The organism is Kutzneria sp. 744 (genome assembly GCF_000568255.1).
Lineage (GTDB): Bacteria > Actinomycetota > Actinomycetes > Mycobacteriales > Pseudonocardiaceae > Kutzneria.
In genome coordinates this window covers 11537035-11556789 of sequence record NZ_KK037166.1, presented here as the reverse complement: position 1 = coordinate 11556789, position 19755 = coordinate 11537035, and the positions used below count along the sequence as shown (strand labels likewise).

The window sequence follows — 19755 nt, the reverse complement described above, 5'->3', positions numbered from 1 at the left end:
CAGACTTGCCTCGTCGTCGTGACGATCGTGATCCACACCAGCCTGGGAGTGGTTGTCAGGACTCGAAGATGACACTACGACACCGTTCCTTCAATCGTTGGGATTGGTCGAAGCCGAGCAGGCACCCGATCGCGATGAGGAGCCGGCCCGGACCGCTTCGGGCAGCTCCCGCAAACGGATGGGGTCGAGCGAACCGCGTGTTGCGGCAAGGCATCCTCGATCGGGCAGGGCGATCGCGGGCACGATCAAGAGTCCACGGCGACGGTGAAATGTGTAATACTCATGTTTTTGGCGGTGTTGGCTCGCGGGCGGCGCGGGCCAATTCCTCGGGGGCGGGGATGTGGAACAGACACCGGCCGGTGATCACCAGCCCGTCTTCGCGGAGCCGGGCGAGTACCCGGTCGACGTACGCGGGGTTCGCGGCGATGGCCTCTGCCAGGTCCAGCTGCGTCACCCGGCGACGTCCACCCCACCGTCGCCGGCGGGCGTGCCGAACTGGTGGCCCCACGCCACGAGTTGCAGCGCCGCGATGCGGCCGCGCTGGCCGATCGTTTGCCAGACGGCGGCGACCGCAGGTGTTTCGTGGAAGGGGCCGCCATGTCGTCGCGAGCCCGGAGTGCTTCGCGCTGTGGTGTGGCCGGCCGACGCCTGCGGGGTACTTCGCGTCACGCACAGGTTATTGACGCTCCAACACATCGAGGGCGCGAGGTGTCGTGCCCGCTGGTGGTAGTTCGAAGATTCGGGCACCGGCCGTCGGACGCTGGCCGCCAGGACGGCGATTGCGGTGGCCCGTACGACCTGGTGCAGCCACCATTGCCAGCGACCGACACGCCCCGCCATGAGTTCCGGTGCCGCCCCGGCTCAGCCGTAGTCTCGGCCGCGGCCGCCGACAGAGCGCTCTGTTCCACCGCCACCGGAATTCTCCGGCGCGCCGCCCTCGCCCTGCACGAAGTCGAACAGGAAATAGAGAAAGAGACCGAAAACGATCACATACACCCACGGTCGCAGCAGACTGACGTTCGTCCAGTCCATAAGGACGTGCCCGACCATCATTGCCACCAATGAGCGCGTTCGCAGGAAGATCACCACCGCGACAGCTGCCCATACGACCAATTGGGCCTCATGCGTTCCTTGCCACCAGTGGTAGCCCAGACGAACGCCCGTTAGAGCTACCACTCCCACCCAACGTAGCTTGTGACGCGTACTCGGCGACGCGCTGAAGGCTCTCAGGAGACGCGTCGCGATGACGACGGGTACCGCCACCGCGACAATTTCCTCTTTCGCCGCATCCACGCTGACCAGGATCTGGTACTGCATGCTCATCGCGCTCGGATTGAACCCGGATGCCCCCACAGGCAACCACGGGTCGACGAGGATTCTCATCGCGAAGATGATCACAATATATGTTTGGCCAGCGAGGTAATAAATCGAAACGGCCCCAGCCTGTTTGGCTGACTGTCGCACCGGAAGGCCGATCTCCGCTCGATCGGTCGCCAACACCAGAGCTAGCAGCGCAACCAGGGCGACAAGGAAATCTAGCCCCCTCACCACGAGGTCATTGGTATCGCCGGTCACCGCCGGGGCCAGGCGAGTCAGAGTGGACTCGGTGTAGTTCGGCAGGAGATTTGACCACATACCCCACAAGAAGGCCACGAGGAGTCCGGCAGCGGCCATCAGGGAAAGCCTGACAGCCGGCTGTCGCGTGGCGTTCTCGCGGGCGGTGAAAGTCCGCTCGATCAGCGATGAGATCACGCGAGCCGCCTGGTCGCCGGCGTCACGACAGCGCCGTCGAAGACGACGCCTGCGGACCTCCGTTGCGATGCGACCCGCATACCGATGGCGGGAGGAATTAGGAGAGTAGGCGCGAGTGCGCCCCGTGTACACATCATGGGTCTTTCCTCATGCTGGTTGGGCCGGTGGTGGCATCAGGATGCGCAGGGGATCGTTTCGCCGCGCGCTTGTTGCGACTTCGGGAGTCTGGGACGGGTTCGACTGCGGTGCGGGTACCGAGTGTTCACGGTCGACAGCACCCGACGTGGCGGCCGACCTGCCGCAAGGCCTACGACGCGGATTCCGTCGGGCTATGTTGCATTGGGACTTCAGCGCGCGGGTTCCAACGCACGAGGTCCCAAAAGAGGTTCTTCATCTCCAACGCGTCCAGTCGGCACTGGGCACCGCCCGAAGTCGTCGACGCGGTGCCGGCGCGGCCGGGGTCATGGCCGTAGTGAGGTGAGGTGGGCCAGGCGGCGCGGTGCCAGCAGACTTGGTGGGGCCGGGCGCGGCGCATTCTCGGCTGACGGCGCTGCGTCTGGTTCCAGTGCTGGCGGCTGGTCGGTGCGTCGGCGGGCCCGCGGCGGTGACGGCGCCCGGAGTCAGGTGGCCACGCGACTTCGGGCGCCGGCGTCGTCGGCGGGGCTGAGTCGCTGTGCGAGCGTCAATGTCCCACTCGGCCAGAATCCTGACCACGGTCTCGGAGGCGGCGAGATCCCACAACGTCATGAGGTCTTCGACTGTCGCGCCGTTGCGGAAGCGCAGTGCCATGGCGCGGCCGGTGGCGAATCGCCGGTCACCACGGAACGCGGCGGCCCGGCTGACATACCCCACGTCGCGCAGCATTCGCTGCACTGTCGACTCAGCTCTGCCCGTGCGCGCGGCGATGGAGCACAGCGACTCGCCGGAGTGAGCGGCGGTGAGCATCAGGAGGGCGACCACTTCTCTGCTCCTGCCCATCAGCCGCCGCCCACGCGGAACGGTGGGCAACGGGACCAGCGTGGTGAACGAGTGTCGGCCCATGCGTTGCCCTCCAATCAGAAGTGATGCACCGGGGCCGGCTCCGGCCGAAAGGTGGGGAGATCGAGTCACGGTGACGCTGCGGTCACATCGGGTCCATGCCGGGTGCCTGCCTGCAGTGTTCGGGCAGTGCCGGGCCGCTGTGCGCGCGGGTCAGGGGCAGGTAGGCCAGCGCGCCGAAGGCCAGCGACCGAGCGGGGTCGCCGACCTCGGCGGGGTGCTCGGGCTGCCACTCCGACGTGTAGACCACGCCCGGGTACACAAACAACGGCAACGGAGCGAGCAGGCCGGTGATCTGCGCGCGGGTGCGCAGGTGCGCGCTGTTCTGAGTCTGCTCGTAGATCGCCACGACCTCGGCCATCTGCTCGGGGTAGTCGGTAGGAGTGGCATGGGTGAGGGCGAGGTAGCTGTCGGGCGCCAGCGCGTCGGCGTACTCCCGCACGACGCGGTCGGGCTGCCGGTCGTCGGGCACGAAGTGCAGGACGGCGCACATCAGCACCATCAGCGGCTGGGTGAAGTCCAGCAGCCGCAGTGTCTCGGGGTGGGTCAGCACACTCTGGGTGTCGGTGATGTCGGCGTGGATGCACGTCGCGTACGGGTTGTCTCCGAGGATGCCGAGGCTGTGCTCGACAGCGACGGGTTCGTTGTCGACGTAGACGACGCGGGCGTCCGGAACGCGGGCCTGGGCGGTCTCGTGCACGTTGCCCACGGTGGGCAGGCCGGAGCCGAGGTCGAGGAACTGGCGGATGCCGTGCTCGATGCCGTATTGGACGACCCGCCGGAGGAAGGCTCGGTTCTGGCGGGCGAACGTGCACGCCTCGGGCAGGACCGCGAGCACTGCCTCGGCCGCTTCGCGGTCGACCGCGAAGTTGTGCGAGCCGCCGAGGAGGTAGTCGTAAATCCGCGCGGCGCTGGCCCGGGTGGTGTCCACTTCGGAGGGACCTTGGTCGGTGTTGTGGTTCCGCTCGCGCATCGTCACCGCCGTCTCGCAGCCTCGGCAACGCCGTGGCCGACGTGTCGGTCGCCCGGATCGGGCGTCCTGCCCTGGGCCTGGTGGCCTTGCGGGTGTCGTGGTGCTGGAACAGGCACTGATCCGATGGCTGGTAGTTGTTCGGTGAGCGGCTGCTCCCTCAGCAGCCGCGGGCATGCCGCAACGGCGTCTTCCCCCTGGCTGTAGAGCTGGTCGATCGTGTGCCGCCACTGCCAGGCCATCCCGGGGTGCTCAGTGCGGGAGGCGTAGGTGATGGCGCCGTCGGGGCCGCGGCCCAGGTGATAGGTGACCTCCCCGCCGAGGGTGAGGACGTCCTGGTCGGGAGGCAGGTTGTTGACCCACCGGGCCATCTGCGTGGCGGTCACCACACGGATCGGCGCGCCGCATTCGGCGTGCAGCAGGACGGCGGTCAGTTCAGCGTGCATGAGGTGGTCGAGTGGCAGGTGCACCACGCGGACGCGGCGGTGGCAGCCTTCGGCGGTGGCTTGCGCGTACTGCTCGCGCAGTCGATCGCGCAGCCACTGACCGTCCTCGGCGTGGCGTCCGACCGGTCCGGCCAGGACGGCGCGCTCGGTCGACAGCAGACTCGGTCGTTGGGCGTGATCGAGGCTGTGCACCGTCCATCTCGACACGGTGCGCATGTCGTGGTCCAACACGGCCGCGAACTTGCTTACCTTCAGCGCAATGCTGTGAACAGTATTCGGATCCACAATGTGATTCCTGTCCTCTACCGTTGATCAGGATTTGACCGACCCGGATGCGGTGGCGCTCTGCCCGGTCAGCCGGGGACCCGGGCGAGCGCGTGCTCGAACAAGGTGATCAACATCTGCTTGCAGGACCGCCGGTTCCGCGCGTCGCACACGATCACCGGGACGGACTCCGGAATCGCCATGGCCGCGCGGATCTCGTCGGGTTCGTACCAGTGGGAGTCGGGGAAGTGGTTGATTCCGACCACGATCGGGATGCTGCGGCGTTCGAAGAAGTCGACGGCCGCGAAGCTGGTCTGCAATCGGCGGGTGTCGACCAGCACGATCGCGCCGACCGCGCCCTGGGCCAGTTCGTTCCACATGAACCAGAACCGGTCCTGGCCGGGCGTGCCGAACAAGTAGAGCACCAGTTCGTCGCGCTGGATCGTGATGCGCCCGAAGTCGAACGCGACCGTTGTGGTGGTCTTGCCTTCGATGCCGGTCAGGTCGTCGATGTCGGTGCTGGCCTCGGTCAGCGTCTCCTCGGTGCTCAACGGCGGGATCTCGCTGACCGAGGCGACCAGGGTGGTCTTGCCGACGCCGAAACCGCCGGCCACCAATATCTTCACCGATTCCGGGGCCGGCGCGGCGGCCTGGCCCTGGTTAGAGTGCACGGACACCTTTAAGAACCCGTTTCAGAAGATCGGCGCCCGGATCCTGCAGGGCGGTCTTGGTGGGATTGCGGACGACCACGTAGCCGCGCTCGATCAGGTCGCTGATCACGACTTTGACCACGGTCAGTGGCACGTCCAGGTGGGCGGCTAGTTCGGCAACGGGCAAGGCGTGGTGGCACCATTCGACGATGGCCTGCCCCTCGGGGGTGAGGTTGATCCGCTCGCCGACCGCGGGCACCGTCACCACCTGAGTCGTGATGTCGAGCATGGGCGTCGCCGGGGTGGTGCGGCCGCCCGTCATCGTGAACGGTCGCACCAGCGGGCCGGCCTCGGCGTCGTACCACCGCGCTTCCTGCCCGGCCACGGCTACGCCCTCTGCCCACTGTTGTCCGCAGGGGCCGGCGCGGTGCGCGGCGCCGAGCTCAGATACACGCCGACCTGCTTGACCAGCAGGTTCATCTCGTAGGCGATGTGGCCGACGTCGGCGTCCTCCGTGGCGAGCACGGCCAGGCAGGCCCCGCGGCCGGCGGCGGTGACGAACAGGAAGGCGTGCTCCATCTCGACGATGGTCTGGCGCACCTGGCCGCCGCCGAAGTGCCGGCCGGTGCCCTTGGCCAGGCTCTGGAAGGCCGAGGCCATCGCCGAGAGCTGGTCGGAGTCGTCCCGGGACAGCTGGTCGGACTTGCCGATGAGCAGGCCGTCGGCGGACAGCACGACAGCGTGCTGGGTGGCCACGACCCGTTCGGTGAGGTTGTTCAGCAACCAGTTGAGGTCGGTCACCGGGTTCGGTTTGGTCATCAGTCCTGACTTCCCTCTTCCTGGGGTGAAGAGCCGGTGGGCGCGCCTGCCTGGCGGCCCTGGAGGGATCCGTACTGGAAGGCCGACATGGTGCGGCGGATCTCCTCGGGTGACCTGCCGGAATCGGGGTCGAGGTCGGGCTCGTCGTAGAGGTCGCCGCGTAGTTGCGGCGCCAGACTGTGCTGGGGGTGCCGTTGCGGTAGCACTGGACGGATGCCGTTCGCCGAGCCGGCGGTGGGCGCCGGCGCGTCGAGCGGCGGGGCCGGGGGCAGCGGCACCAGGTCAGTGCTAGGCCAGCTGACGGTGGCAGGAGGCGGCGCGCCATGGTGGTTCTGCCGGGGAGAGGCGGCCGCCGGCAGCGACCCGGAGGTGCTCGACTCCAGTGCCGGCCAGGCCCTCTGCCCAGCGGCACGGTGCAGGACCCACAGGGGGTCCTCCTCGGTGGTGAACCAGTCAGCGTCGCCTGCCGCCGCCTCACTGTCGGGGCTAGCCGCCGGTTCTGCCGGTGCGCTGTCGGGGGCGAGGTTCGCCCTGGGGATGAGCACGATGACTCGCGTGCCGCCGTACGGGGACCGCCGGAACTCGACGTTGATCTCCAGTTTGGAGGCCAGTCGGGCGATCACGAACAGGCCGAGTCGGACGTCGGTCGTCAGTGCCATCGCGTCGAAATCGGGGGACTCGATCATCATCCGGTTGGCCCGGTCGAGGTCCTCCTCGCTCATGCCCAGGCCCTGGTCCTCGACCTCGACGACCACCCCGTGGGCCACCGTTTTGCTGCTGATGAGCACCTGGGAGCGGGGTGGGGAGAAGTTGGTGGCGTTGTCCGCCAGCTCAGCGAACAGGTGGATGGTGTCGGCCACCACAGTGCCCAGCAGCGCCACGTCGGGGGTGGGCTCCACCTGGATCCGGTGATATAGCTCGGTCTCCGACACCGCGGCGCGCAGCACGTCGATCAGCTTGACCGGCTTGCGCCAGCGCCGGCCGGGCATGCCGCCGGCGAGGATGATCAGGTTCTCCGCGTTGCGTCGCTCCCGGGTGGCCAGGCTGTCCAAGTCGAACAGCTTCTCCAGCTGCTGCGGGTTCTCCTCACCGCGTTCCATCGTGTCCAGGATCTTCAGTGCGCGGTGCGCGAGGCCCTGGTTGCGGTGGGCGATCGCGAGGAACACCTTGCTCACACCCTCGCGGGCGTGCGTCTCGGCGACGCGGGCGTGCGTCTCGGCGACGCGGGCCTCCGTCTCGGCAACGTGTGCCCGCGCCTCGGTGGCGGCCGCACTGGCCGCTGCGTGCTGGGCGGTGTTGAACGCCTCGATCACCTGGCCGATCTCGTCCTGGCCGTGGTCCAGGTCGGGCAGTTCGGCGCGGACGTCGACCTCCTCGCCCAGTCGTAGCCGCCGCATGATGTCGTGCATCCGGTCCTGGCTGTGCCGCACAGCGTCCCGGAGAGACAGCAGCGGGTTCACCACGGATCGTCGCGCGATCCAGAACGCGGCTGCGATCGTGCCGACCACGACGGCCAAGGCGACGATGGAACCGATGAGGGCCAGGGTCAGTTGGCTGTAGGCGTCGTCGATGGCCTGGCCGGAGACCTCGTTGGCTTGGTCGATGGTCAGGGCGACCAGCTGGTCGAAGATGCCGTTGGTCAGGTCCCGCCAGGTCGCCTGCTTGACGGGCAGGCCCGCGGTGCCTTTGGTCCAGGCGCCGTGCTCGATGAACGTGTTCTCGTCCTCGACGAGGGCCTTCCAGTCCGCGCTGCTGGTCAAGGCGCTGAACCGGGCCTGGATGTCTGGCTGCAGCAGCGGGATCGTTGTGGTCAGCGCAGTGTGGTAGGAGGCGACCAGGTTGGCGTAGGTCAAGTGGGTCGGCGAGTCGAACGTGCCGGCGGGGAACCCGCCGGAGATCAGTGTCGCCGACCGCGACAGCTGGTCGACCGCGCGGAACAGGCCAGCCGTGGTCACACCTCGCAGGGCGACCGTGACATCGGGCAGGACGCGGGCCTGGGTGTCGAACAGGCTCCATGCCGAGTCCAGCATGGTGTTGTAGAAGTCGAAGACCTGCGTAGCCCCGATGGCGTGGTTGTCGATCTGGCTGCGGATCGTGGGCAGCTGGCCGAGGCTGTCGTTGAGCTTCTGCAAGCCTTGCGCGACCGGCGCCGGCGCGTTCGCGGCCAGCTGCTGGGCCGCGGCCGCCATCGACGCCAGGTACGCGTCGGTCTTGTGCTCCTGGTCGTGCAACCGTGTGAGGTCCTCGGCGGAGCCGCCGCCGAGGAAAGCCGTGGCCTGCTCGCGTTCCTTCTGCGTGGACGCCAGCGCGGTCACGGCAGGGATGGACACCTCGCGCACGCCGGTGACGACCGCTTTGACGTAGTAGGCGTCGAAGACCTGGGTGGCGGCGGCGACCGTCCACAGCACCATCAGCGCGATGCTGGGGATCAGGACCACGCCGGTCAGGCGCGCCTTGATCGACCACTTGCTGGTGCTCGTCGGCCGCGCTCTGCGCCGACGCCGGGTCGACGCCCCGCTGCCGGGTCGCTCGGACTCGTGCCGATCGTGGTGGTTGTCGTGGTTGTCGTGGTTGTTCACGGGGTTCGTGTGCTCCTGGGATCGGACCCGGGGACGTCGGGGCGAGCAGGCACGGCGCCGGGCCGGCGCGACCGCGCGTGTCGGCGGGCGGACGCCGATGTCAGCGACGGGGCCGGGCACGCGGCGTTGCCGCCGGCAGCAGTTAGCCGACAGGCGTGTCCTCGGCGGGCCGGTGTTCGACGTGGGCCCAGTAGAGGTTCGCCGCGTCCAGCACCGAGTCGTCCAGCGAGACCTCATCCCGCAGATACAGGTCCACCAGGGCCAGGAACGCCGACCGCGTCTCGGGCTCGTCGGTGAGCACGGCCAGCACCTGCTTCCGGGCGCGGTCGGACACGCTGATCTGGCGACGGGCCTCGCCCAGACCGACGCCGTTGCCGCTGGCCACCAGGTCCGCCATGACGGCGCGGTCGTCCACCAACAAGGCACGGATCTGTTCGACGACAGGGGGGCTGGTCGAGCCGCAGGTCGGGCAGACCGGCGGGGCGCTGGTCCGACGATCCATCGATTTTCTCCTGACGGGGTGAACGGCTGGGCTCGGAATCAGACAGCGCCGGCACGGGCTGGCGGTGATCGGCGCATGGCCTGGTCGGCCGGCTGCTCCCGGATCGCATCGCGGGTGCCGAGTCCGGGCGACATGCGAGGGCCTCCAGCCAAGCCTGATGAGTGAGCGAGGTCAGGGGTTCCGGTCACGCGCAGAACCAGTTGGCGGCGAAGCACGGACCCTGGGGACCGCAAGCCTGGTGGCCTCCGGCCTCGCGGTGTATAGGCTGCGGCGGCCTAAATCCATGGGCCTAAAACCGCGTTTTGGTCACGTTCGCCACCCGCTCGGGGGATTGCCATTGCTCGCGTGCGTCGCGGCACGACATGTTCGGGCGTCCACTGAGGCCGTTGGTGGCGTCGGCGGCGGTGTCCACACTCGACCGTCGCGCCGGATCGGCGGCCGGGGAAAGCGGTCGTCATCGGCCGATGCGCGCGGATGCGGGCGGGCCGGACGGTGGCGGCATGACTATCACCGGATCCGGGTCGGTGCCCAGCCTGATCAACGGCAAGGCTCTGCCCTACAGCTTCTGGGGACCCGACGCCCTTGGCCTCGGCGACCAGGCGCACGAAGCCGTCCCGGCCGTGCAGGTTCCCCTGCGAGACGGCTACACCATCACGTCGGTTCTGCGCGAGCACGACGTGCGGGCCATCCTGGCCGACCGGGACTGCCAACGCTTTTCCCAGAACTACGCGCTGGTCGGGAAGGCGCTGGGCGACAAGTTCGAGGCGGCGGGAAAGCCCCGCGAGACCATGGGACTGGTCCACCCCCTCGCGATGCTGTTCAACATCGGCGACGAGCACATGCGGCTGCGCACGCCGTTCCGCCAGTGGTTCACCAGGACCCGCCTTCCCGAAGCCGAGATCAGGCAGGTCACCGACCAGCTGATCGCGGCCTGGCCCGGCCCGGGTGAGCCGTTCGATCTCGTGGACGCGCTGGCATTCCCGCTCGCCATGACCATCATCTGTAATTTGCTGGGCGTCCCGGCGTCCGACCGCGACATGGTCCGGCCGTGGACCCACGACATGATGGCCGCCGATCAGGAGACGTCGGTGGGCGGCAGTCTCAAGCTCGCCGCCTATCTGGCCGACCTGCTCAAGGCCAAGGCGGCGAAGCCGGGCGAGGACATCCTGTCCGCGCTGCTCACCGCGAGCGCCCACGGCCCGCGGTTGACCGACGCCGAGATTCTGACCAACGCCGTGCTGCTGGTGATCGCCGGGCACGAGACCACCGTCGGGTTGATCAGCAACATGGTGGTGGCGCTGCTGCAGCACCGGCTGTGGCGGTCCGTCGTCGCCGACACCAGCCTGATCCCGGCTGCCGTGCAGGAGACGCTGTGGTGCCACGCGCCGCTGAAGAACGCCGCCTACCGCGTGGCGGTCTGCGACGTCGACCTCGGCGAGGGCGTGGTGATCCCCGAGGGGGACGTGGTCCTGCCCAATCTGCTGACGGCCAACCGCGGTTGGCGCAGGCGTCGCCCGAATCCGGACGTGTTCGACCTGTACCGCCCCAAGGAGGCAAGCCTGGCGTTCGGGCATGGCGCGCATGCCTGCCTCGGCGCCCAACTCGCCCAGCTGGAAGCCAGGATCGCGGCGGCCGCTATGGTCGCGAAGGCCCCGGACCTGCAGCTGCACTCCGTCGGCGAGTTCCGCGAGTCGCAGATCACCCACCGCCCGGACCAGGTGCTGGTCAGCTACTAGCTCCCCCGGCGTCACCGGCTCCGGTCCACGGCGATGGCGGGCACTGGACCGGAGCCCGAGCGGCGGCTCGTGCGAATCCGCGCCCCGTCAGGGGAGGGTCAGCTGCCGGCGGTCGGAGACGCCCTGACGGTGCATGGCTTCCGCGATGTGGTGCCTGACGGTGTGCGGGGACAGGCGAAGGCGCTGGGCGATCTCGGTGTTGGTCAGGTCCTGGAGCACGAGTGCGACGACCTCGCGGTGCCGTTGAGTCAGCTCTCCCATCGGTTTGAGCGCGCGGTTGTCCAGCAGGGTCCGCAGTATCGCCTCGACCGGGTACTGCGCGCCCACCGTGATCTCCCGGGACAGCCCGCCGGCGCCGAGCACCGCGGCCAGGCCCGTGCGGGTGGTCTCGTTCAGCAGCGCCATCGGCCCTACGCCGTCGGTGTTCATGCCGCCGTCGCGCTGGGCCTGGTTCGCCGCGCCGATGACCTGGGCGATGCGGGTGGCGTCGCGGGTGCGGTTGCGGCTGGAAGGCAGCTCAGCCGTGCGGATCGCCGCGTACAGCTGCAGTGCCCACGGCCGCAGCCAGCACTCGTCCATGTCGCGGATGTGCCGCAGGCAGCGCAGGACGGTGTTGCGCGCGGCCTGGGTCTCACCGGCACGCAACTTCGCCCACGCCAGCGCCCAGAGCGCGAAGCCATGACTCCAGGGCTCGCCGCTGGTGTCGGTGTCGTCGACCAGGGACGCCACGACGCGTCGCGCCTGGCCGAGGTCCTCGCCGACCAGGGCGTAGCACAACGCCCGCAACAGCTGGGCGCGGGCGTGGTCGGCGTCCAGTGCCGGTCCGGCGGCGCGCAGCCCGTCGCAGGCCTGCTCGCTGAGCGCGACCGCGACCGGGTCGTTGTCGACCAGCAGCGCGTGCGCGGCCTCGGCGTAGCGCAGCATGCCGGTCAGGTGGTGGCGCTGGGGGTCGGGGCGTCGTCGCACCGCGGCGTGGCGGGTTCGGCCGGCCACATCGACGCACTCGGCCAGGCGCTCGGCGGCGGCTCGGGCGTCGCCGGCACCGGCGTGCAGCCACACCTGCATCGCCAAGAACGACACCCATTCGGTGCCTTGGTTGGGTGTCAGCGTCGTCTGCGGGATGCCGTGGGGCGCGGCGAAGGCGGCCAGGGCCCGGGCGCCGGTGGCGGCGCCCAGGGCCAGGGGGGCGTTGGTCGCGATCAGGTCCGCGCACAGCCACCGTGCCTCGGCGGGATGCCCGGCGTCGATCATCGAGGTGAGCGCGCCGGGAAGTTCGGGCATCGCGTTGCCGACCTCGCGCATGACCGCGAACTGGGCGGAGCCGTGACGGCTGTGGGCGCTGCGGTGCAGCAGCGTGGCGTAGTGCTGCCGGTGGGCGTGGTCGGTGGTCTCGCGTTGCTGGGCGCGGTCGAGCATGCTCGCGGCCAGCTCACGCATGCCGGGCTCGACGAACGTGTAGCGGGCCCGTCCGGCGCGGGCGGTGCGGATGACCCTCAAAATGCCCTTGGCGACCAGGCTGTCGATGAGGTCGAGCACGTCGGTGGGTGGGATGCCGTCACCGGAGCACACGGTTTCGGCCGCGTCCAGGTCGAACGCGTCGTGGAACACCGAGCAGCGCCACAGCACCCACCTCTCGCGATCGGTGCACAACGCGTGGCTGCCCCGCGCGACGGCGTCGATGCTGGTGTGGCGCTGGTTGATGCTGGCAGTGGTCAGCACCGTCCGGGACCGATCCATGCGCTCCAGGAGTTGCTCGACGGTCAGGGTGCGCAGTCGTTGCGCGGCCCGCTCGATGAGCAGCGGGTGACCTCCCAGCAGGTGCGCCAGGCGCATCAGCGGCTCGGGATCCAGCGGAAGCGCGTCGGTGCCGCTGTGCGCGGCGACCAGCCGCCGCAACAGGATCACCGAGCCGGCGGCGTCGACTGCGGCCTTGGTCGGGTAGTGCGGGACCGGCAGCGGCGGCACCAGGTGCACCTGTTCGCCGGGCACGTCGAGGACCGCGCGGCTGGTGGCCAGCACCCGTAGCTGAGGGACACCCTGAAGCAGGGGACCGAGCACGGCCCCCAGCTGCGCGGTGACGTGCTCGCAGTTGTCCAGCACCAGCAGCAGACCGTCTCCGGCCGCGTCGCGTATGCGGGTGATCAGCTCCTGCACGCTGGTCTGGCCGGCGCCGGCGCCCAGCGCTGCGGCGAGGTCGGGCGTGACCTGCTGCGCCGGCCGGGTCGGGTTGTCGGCCGGCACGTCCGTCAACCTCGCGTACCGCACCGCGCCGCCGTCTTTCACGACGACGTCTGCCACCGCGACGGCCAGCCTGGTCTTGCCGATGCCGCCCGGACCGGTGAGGGTGATCAGCCGCCGCTCGTCCAGCAAGGTGCGGATCGCGTCGACATCGCCGTCGCGTCCGATGAGCGGTGTGACGAAGGCGGGCAGGAGGGACCCGTTGCCGGTGGTGGTCATGGTGTCCTCGGGGTGGTGGCGACGCAGCAGCGGCGGGTACGACGCGTCGTGCGCCCAGGGCGTTGGGGGTGTGGGCAGAGGTGATCGGTGTCGGTGCCCGCGTGCAGCGGCGTGCGGCCGGCAGCCGGCACCGCACGCTGGGCCGCCGGCCAGTGGGCGTATCGCGGCGCGGGACAGGCCGACCACCGGCATTCGACGGACGGCGCGGCGCCGGACACTCCGTGACCGCCCGGCGAGGTGTCCTCAGGTGCCTGCGGCCGCTGTCACGACCTGGCGCTGCGGGCGTGAGGCGCGCATCCCCAGGCACTGACCATCGCCATGGGCGAGACGGTCAGCAGCTCCGGGCCGGGTTCGCCCACCTCTGCGAAGCCGGTGGAAGACAGTGCCTGCGCGGTCATCGACAGGAACTGCTGCGCCGGGCCGCCGGCGACCAACGGCGGCACGTCGATCGCGACGTGGACGTCCTCCAGCCCGGCCCGGCGCAACGGCTGCGGGAAGCCGGGAGCCCAGTCCAGGTGACTGCCGACGTGCGTGTTCAGGCCTTCGCGGATCACGCGGGCCACCGCGAGTGCCCACGGGTCGGAGGTCAAGGAGGCCGAGTCCGTGATGTCGGACAGCACAAGCCACCCGCCGGGCCGTAGCCACGACACCAACTGGTCGAGCGCGACCTGCGGGTCTGGCAGATGCGCCAGCACATTGCGGACGTGGATCAGGTCGAACTGCCCGGGCTGGGCCAACATGGCATCGGTCAGGTCGGCGTGCACCGTACGGATCGCGGCAGACCCGATGCGGCCCAACAAGTCCCGGTCGCAATCGAGCACCACCAACTCGGCCGGCTGGAAGGCGTCAGCCATCCACCGGGCCATCGCGCCCGCGCCGGGGCCGACCTCCAGGATCGCCGGATGCTGCGGGACCGGGAGCGTCTGCAGGCGAGTGCGGCTGTAGGGGTCCATGACGTCGGCGAGGGCCACGAGCCGTCGCCATTCCCCTTCTCGCCGGTGGTGAAAAGTCGTGCCGTAGCCGCGGGAGTCCATGGCGGATCGCTTTCTGTACTAGGGAGTTCTGGGCTGGGGCGTGCCGGAGTGGCGGAGGTCCACAGTGGTGAGATCACCGCGTCGCGGACCGGGTGGGCGTCGACGGTCGGCATCTCGGTTCGACGCGGTCCCGTTGCGGGTGTAGTGGGCGATCACGACACAGGCCCGGTGGTGATCGGCGCCCACGGCAGAGTCCATGCCCCAGCGCAGACAGCGCCGGTCGTGCCACAGGGTGATCGGAGGGGCCCCACACCGCACAGGCGCGGGACGTGACACGCGACGGCCGTCCGCTGTGGACATGACCGACAACACCGCGCGGTCTCCACGTGCGGTGGGCAAGGCCGGGACCGTATCCGGTGCTGCGCGAGGAGGTTCGGACAGCGGTCGGCAACCGCGTGGTGTGCGTGCTCATCGCTCGGGGCCCGTGTCGTACCGGCCGAGGTGCGTGTGTGCAGCTTGGGAAGCGTGCGGCTGGGTGCCGGTGCGCAGGTTCTCGATGGTCACGCCGTCGGCGTGGACGGCGAACACCTCGCCGCGGATGCCGTAGCCGTAGCCGGGCACGGCCCGGGTCGGATCGCCGGGAGTCCTCTGCTGGAACACCAGCCGCGTCGGGTCGTGGAACACGGCCTCGCACTCCCGCAGCGGCATGTCCACTCTGTACAGCAACGCCCACGCCTCGTTGTGCGCGTAGCGCTCGGCAGGTCCGACGTGGACGATCTGGATCTGGAAACGTTTCCTGGGCAGCTCGTCGCCGCCGGGGCCGACCGCCGGGATAGTCCACAAGGGACGAAGGATCCGCACATCCTCCGCCAGGCTATCCAGTTCCTCCTGCGGGAGAACGCCCGTGATCTCGACCCGCAGCGTCAGTGACGACACCAGCCGCGACATCGCGGCGAAGGACGCCAACGCCCCGCGCTCGGGCGCGAGGCCGTGGCTGCCGGCCGTGGTGACCGTGAGGCCCTGTCCCAGATACGCCCGCCACAGCCAGCCCAGATCCGCGCAGGTCGCGGGCCTCTCCGTCCGGGGTTTCGACCAGCCATAGGGCAATGGGTCCTGGCCCGGCAGCGCGCAGTGGATGACCCGGTCCGGGGCAAGGTCCATCCGGCGCCGCACCGCGGCGTAGGTGGCCAGACGCTCTTCCAGTGCGGGCAGCGAGCACACGGCGCGACGGGCGTTGGTGTGTGGAGGCGAGGCCACGGCCAGGATGTAGTTGAAGTCGCGGACTAGTTGGCCGCCCCAGGGCGAGGACACGGGCTCGGGCATCTCAGGCTCCGCCCGTGCGCGCGTGATGGGCCAGCGCGGCCTGCCGTCCCGCGCCGCTGTCGGGAATACGGACGCGTGCCGTGGCGATCGAGTAGGGCGCGCAGGAGTGCAGCAGGACACCCTCACCGCAGGTGGAGGTGCCCACGACCAGCCCAGGTGTGGTGGCCGACATCAGGATGTGCGGGCGGTCCGATGCGCTGTCCGGCCATGAGTCGGCGGACACCCGCACCCAGGCTCCGGGGCCGGTCAACTCCAGCGGCCGACCGGCCGGCGCGGTCCCCATGACCAAGCAGGGCTCCGCTGCCCGCTCGGGAGACACAGGCAAGTCGGTCAGGTGGCGGCGGGCGGTGACCCAGACCCGCTGTCCCCACATCTCGGCAAACAGCCACCCGGCCAGGTCCGGATCCGTCCCCGGGATACGCGGGTCGTACCAGCGCAGCGGCCGCACGATCGAGGTTGCCAGCAGCAGGGCGCTGTCGGGGCCGGTCCGCAGTGCCTGCACCGTTTCGCTGTGGGTGCCGGTCAGCGCGAGCGCCAGCTCGTGCAGTTCCGCGTCACCGTCGTCGGGGCTGCCCGCCAGCCCGGTCACTGCGAGCAGGGTGGGCTGGTTGCCAAGCACGTAGTGGAGCAGGCCGTTCACCGCGCCCACCAGGTCAGCGGCCGCGTCGTGCGGGCCGAGGTCGACGGCGGCCAGCCACAGCAACTGTCCGTTCTCGGCGGCCTCGGCGCTGGTGGGGTCGGCGAACATCGTTGCGTCGTCGAGGGCGCGGGTGACCTGGGAAGAGGCGCTGAGGGCCTTCAGCCAGAGAACGAGCTCGTTACCGAGGATGACCGCCACGTGCAGGATCAGGATGTGGCAGATGGCGAGGCTGAGATCGACGTCGTCGACGTCGCCTATCGCGGTGACCGGCGTGCCCGTCGGCGGGTGATCGCGCAGTTGCTGCACGCGCGTGATTGCGCGGTCCCACAGTGCGGAGGGTGTGCCGTCATCCCGGCTGGCGAGGAGCTCTGCCTCCCTGCTCAGCGTTGCGTCGTGGTCGCGGAGAAGGCTCAGCAGGGTCGATGCGATGGCCGGCAGCGATCGCGGGTCGGCGGCGTTCAGCGCGGACAGCTCTCCGGCGACGTCGACGTCGACGTCGAGTTGCTCGCCGCGGTTGGTCGCGATGCTGACGGCGAGGTGGAGAGCTGTGTCGACAGGGGAAACAGGGGCGTCGTCGTCCGTCATGCTGTTCCTCGGAATCGTTCGTGGGTGTGGCCCGTGCGGCGGGCGTCGTTGAGCTCGACGAATGCGCTGCCGGTCGTTGTCGGCGTCCCACGCGCGCAGTCACTGTCACGTGTCTCGGCCATCCGTGGCCTGACGGATGCGGCATACGGCGTCATGCCGGGACGGAATGCGGCCCCCCGAGGTGTGGCCGCGCAAGCCGACGGCCATGTCGGTCGCCGGGCAGCGACGTCCTCGTCACCCGCTCGATGGCACGGGTCCACCACCGCACGGCGCCGCGTCCTCGCCACGGTCTCCATCTCGACCTGCAGGTATGCCGATCTGGAATAGTGAGTTACATGAGGGGGCGTGTGGGCGGACAGACACCTGGCACCGGAGATCGCACGTGCCGCGGGTGCGGCGCGATGGTGGCCGCCGATCACTCCGGCGAGATGTGCACACCGTGCACGGCCAGCCGCAGGCACGAGACCGCCCCGCCCGTGCTGCCGGAGACGTGGTGGAACACGCCGCCGTTGCGCGCGGCGTTCGCCTCCCGGGACATGGGGCGCGTGCTGGCCGCCTACCGGGCCGATCCCCGACACAAGGCCGTGTTCGGCGAGGACGGCATCACTCAGACTCTGTTGGGACGGTGGCTGGGCATCTCCCAGGCTGAAGTCTCCCGCTACGAGAACGCGAAAATCCAGGACTCGTTGAGCACGATGATCCGCTGGGCGGCCACGCTGGGCATGCCGCAGCGGTATCTGTGGTTCGACTTGCCCCGCCAGCAGCGCCCGAACTCCATCCGCGACAGCGCCGGCGATCCCGCCAGCCCCGGCGACGCCGAGGCGCCAAAAGCCACCGCTCGGCTGGACAGCGTCACGGACGCCAACCCCGCGGTGTCGGCCAGCCAACAGCAGTGGAGACAGGTTCGAGGGTCGCTTGCGCACTACGGGACTCGGCTGACCACCATGGCGCTGGAGCTGTACCCGGACGAGGCGCGTGTGTCCGGGCTGCCGGTGCTGGCCGCTGCCGGCTGGGTGCCTGAGCAGCCGGTGCCGCTGGACGCAGTTGCCCTGGAGTGGGTGGAGCATCCTCCGCCGCCGCTGATCACTGGCCAGGAGCCCGAAGCCGCACCGACGCTGCCCTTGCGTGCACCGGGACGGGCATTTCCCAGCTACAGCAGCGCGATCCGCTACCTCGCTCCGCCGTCGCTGTTCGAGAATCGCGCCAGCTATCGCCTGCTCGGCTCCTCCCTGCAAACGCCCAACGGTCCAGTGCTGACCTTCGGCTTGTCCAGTTACTTCGCAAAGTTCGACGTCGCAGAAGCGCTGGTGCACGAGCTGGCCGCCTACGTCCACCGTGACAGCGCACCACCGACCTTGGGCGCGCTTCCCTACCGAGCGTTGCTCGGGACACGGCCGTTCGAGCTGGCCGACCGAGCGGTCAACCTCTCGGTCACCGCAGTGACTCTGCGTGCCGCCGAGCGTGCGGGAACGCCGGAGTTCTTGGTCCTGCAGCGAGATTCCCGCGCGGTCGCGGTGGGGTCCGGCATGACCGGCCTGATTCCCGCCGGGGAATTCCAACCCGCCTCGATCGCCCCGCAGAGCATCCCGGCCGATCTGGACATCTGGAAGACGCTGGTCCGCGAGTACTCCGAGGAACTGCTGGGGATGCCGGAACACGACGGCAGCAGCGGCGTACCGGTGGACTACGACTGCTGGCCGTTCTACCGAGACATCACCCAAGCCCGCGACGCCGGCCAGGTGCGGGTGCACGTGCTCGGGCTGGTGATGGATCCGCTCAGCCTGAACCTCATCTTGAGCGTGGCGGTCGTGTTCGACGCGCCGGTGTTCGACGTGTTGTTTCGGCAGATGGCCAGCAGCAACGTCGAAGGCACGTTGGTCAGTGACGGCGGTGCTCGCAGCAAGCACGGGATCGCGTTCAGCGCTGAGAACGTGGGCCGGTTCTGGGCGGAGGGCAGGATGGGTGCCAGCTGCACGGCGGCGTTGCAGCTGGCGTGGCGGCACCGTGCGCGCCTGCTGTCTGACTAGTGGCATCGCCGATGTCCTGACGGGCTGTGGGAAAGGTGGGCAGCGACTGCGTCCACGCGGTGGCGCCGTCGGTGTTCACGTCGCAGCCGGTGGGCGCACCACAGCGCGCATATCACGCAAGCAGCGCCGAGGATCATCAACGCCCAGTGCGCCGACTGGGTGAACCACGCTGCGACCGCATCTGGCCGGATGGTCATGACAGTGGCCTCCCACCTACGGGGACCAGCACGACCAGATCGTGACCACTGCCCGAGACAGGGAGGGGCAACGCGCACCGCGTCGCCGGGGAGCAGCCGGTCGCGCAAGGACAGGCGCCGTGGGAGCCGGCGGGGCGAGCGGGTGATGGGCGCACTGGGATCGCACATCGGTGGCTGCGGGTCAGCACGAGTGGCCTGCGGGGATCCGGTGGAATTGATTCCGGTATGCCACGGCCTGCACAGGACAACTGCAGCTCAGCCTCGACCTGGGTACGCCGCGCGCCGGTGCCGCAGCCGGGCGCGCTCAGGACCAGCGACCATCCGGGCACGTCGCCGGCATGCCCATTGAGATGCTGCCGGCCGGCCTGGCGGCACGACGCGAAGGTGGGCAGCACGCCGGCGATCACCAGCACCGACTGCGCCGAAATGGTGAACCACGACGCAACCACGTCTCCCCGGTTGGTCATGGCGACGACCTTCGTCCTACCGTGATCACCGGGGACAGACGTTGACCAACCACCAGCAACGGGTGGTCAACGGTCAACGCACACCACGGGACACGACCATGGCCACTACGTTCGGCGACACCGCGAAGCGGCTCATGCGCGAACGCGACGTCAGCCTGCGAGAGCTTGCCCGCCGCGTCTTCTTCGACAAGGCCCACCTGTCCCGGATCCTCAATGGACACAAGCCGCCATCGGCTGAACTCGCGGCGCGGCTCGACACCGAGCTCGGCGGGGACGGCGCGCTCATCGCCGCCGCCATCACCACCACCGGCGCCGTCCCTGTGGGCCTG

Annotated in this window: 17 protein-coding genes; 3 read left to right on the top strand and 14 right to left on the bottom strand. The window is 69.5% G+C overall.

The genetic code is table 11. From position 1 onward, the window contains the following. Nucleotides 1-280: 280 nt before the first annotated feature. From KUTG_RS62825 to KUTG_RS52190, 9 genes are all read right to left on the bottom strand, one after another. Entirely contained in the window at nt 281-454 is a 174-nt protein-coding gene (locus KUTG_RS62825) for a helix-turn-helix domain-containing protein (protein WP_198047686.1), read from the bottom strand. 407 nt (nt 455-861) lie between these two features. Next, the gene (locus tag KUTG_RS52225; RefSeq protein WP_043727650.1) at nt 862-1752 is read right to left on the bottom strand and encodes a hypothetical protein; all 891 of its coding nucleotides are present in this window, start codon (nt 1750-1752) and stop codon (nt 862-864) included. Nucleotides 1753-2875: 1123 nt separating this feature from the next. Then, nucleotides 2876-3763: an SAM-dependent methyltransferase gene (locus tag KUTG_RS52220; RefSeq protein ID WP_063753675.1), complete on the bottom strand. Its 888-nt coding sequence runs from the start codon at nt 3761-3763 to the stop codon at nt 2876-2878. Between the two features lie 2 nt (nt 3764-3765). Next, entirely contained in the window at nt 3766-4437 is a 672-nt protein-coding gene (locus KUTG_RS55170) for a DUF6879 family protein (RefSeq protein WP_157495461.1), read from the bottom strand. 122 nt (nt 4438-4559) lie between these two features. Beyond that, complete coding sequence (locus KUTG_RS52210) at nt 4560-5141, bottom strand: GTP-binding protein (RefSeq protein WP_157495748.1); 582 nt, start codon at nt 5139-5141, stop codon at nt 4560-4562. Further along, nucleotides 5131-5505: a DUF742 domain-containing protein gene (locus KUTG_RS52205; RefSeq protein WP_043727647.1), complete on the bottom strand. Its 375-nt coding sequence runs from the start codon at nt 5503-5505 to the stop codon at nt 5131-5133. Before KUTG_RS52205 ends, KUTG_RS52210 begins: the two co-directional genes overlap by 11 nt. A 2-nt stretch (nt 5506-5507) precedes the next feature. After that, nucleotides 5508-5939: a roadblock/LC7 domain-containing protein gene (locus KUTG_RS52200; protein ID WP_043727646.1), complete on the bottom strand. Its 432-nt coding sequence runs from the start codon at nt 5937-5939 to the stop codon at nt 5508-5510. Further along, nucleotides 5939-8518, bottom strand: coding sequence for a sensor histidine kinase (locus KUTG_RS52195; protein ID WP_052396479.1), 2580 nt, complete (start codon nt 8516-8518; stop codon nt 5939-5941). Before KUTG_RS52195 ends, KUTG_RS52200 begins: the two co-directional genes overlap by 1 nt. Nucleotides 8519-8660: 142 nt before the next feature. After that, complete coding sequence (locus KUTG_RS52190) at nt 8661-9020, bottom strand: hypothetical protein (protein WP_043727643.1); 360 nt, start codon at nt 9018-9020, stop codon at nt 8661-8663. A 500-nt stretch (nt 9021-9520) separates the two neighbouring features. Here KUTG_RS52190 and KUTG_RS52185 point away from each other — a divergent pair, with 500 nt between their 5' ends. After that, entirely contained in the window at nt 9521-10756 is a 1236-nt protein-coding gene (locus tag KUTG_RS52185) for a cytochrome P450 (RefSeq protein WP_198047685.1), read from the top strand. A gap of 87 nt (nt 10757-10843) precedes the next feature. Here the strand turns inward: KUTG_RS52185 and KUTG_RS52180 are convergent, their stop codons facing one another. The 5 genes from KUTG_RS52180 to KUTG_RS65625 all read right to left on the bottom strand — a co-directional run bounded on the left by KUTG_RS52180 (nt 10844) and on the right by KUTG_RS65625 (nt 17273). After that, the gene (locus tag KUTG_RS52180) at nt 10844-13213 is read right to left on the bottom strand and encodes an ATP-binding protein (RefSeq protein WP_043727642.1); all 2370 of its coding nucleotides are present in this window, start codon (nt 13211-13213) and stop codon (nt 10844-10846) included. A gap of 263 nt (nt 13214-13476) precedes the next feature. Further along, nucleotides 13477-14247 carry a class I SAM-dependent methyltransferase gene (locus KUTG_RS55165; RefSeq protein WP_084580876.1) on the bottom strand — a complete coding sequence of 257 codons (771 nt, stop codon included), beginning with the start codon at nt 14245-14247 and terminating at the stop codon, nt 13477-13479. A gap of 408 nt (nt 14248-14655) precedes the next feature. Further along, nucleotides 14656-15510: a hypothetical protein gene (locus tag KUTG_RS52170; protein ID WP_043727640.1), complete on the bottom strand. Its 855-nt coding sequence runs from the start codon at nt 15508-15510 to the stop codon at nt 14656-14658. A gap of 1 nt (nt 15511) precedes the next feature. Further along, a complete protein-coding gene (locus KUTG_RS52165) occupies nt 15512-16735 on the bottom strand; it encodes a hypothetical protein (protein ID WP_043727638.1) in 1224 nt (407 codons plus the stop codon). Nucleotides 16736-17150: 415 nt separating this feature from the next. Further along, nucleotides 17151-17273 (bottom strand): hypothetical protein, encoded by a 123-nt coding sequence (locus tag KUTG_RS65625; RefSeq protein WP_255360999.1) that lies wholly within the window; start codon nt 17271-17273, stop codon nt 17151-17153. Here KUTG_RS65625 and KUTG_RS52160 point away from each other — a divergent pair. Both KUTG_RS52160 and KUTG_RS52155 read left to right on the top strand, forming a co-directional pair. Beyond that, nucleotides 17272-18762, top strand: a complete 1491-nt coding sequence (locus KUTG_RS52160) for a helix-turn-helix transcriptional regulator (protein WP_157495459.1) — start codon at nt 17272-17274, stop codon at nt 18760-18762. The two genes, KUTG_RS65625 and KUTG_RS52160, sit on opposite strands and share 2 nt — an antisense overlap. A gap of 762 nt (nt 18763-19524) precedes the next feature. Continuing rightward, nucleotides 19525-19755: helix-turn-helix domain-containing protein (locus tag KUTG_RS52155; protein ID WP_157495747.1), on the top strand; the 231-nt coding region annotated here is incomplete at its 3' end.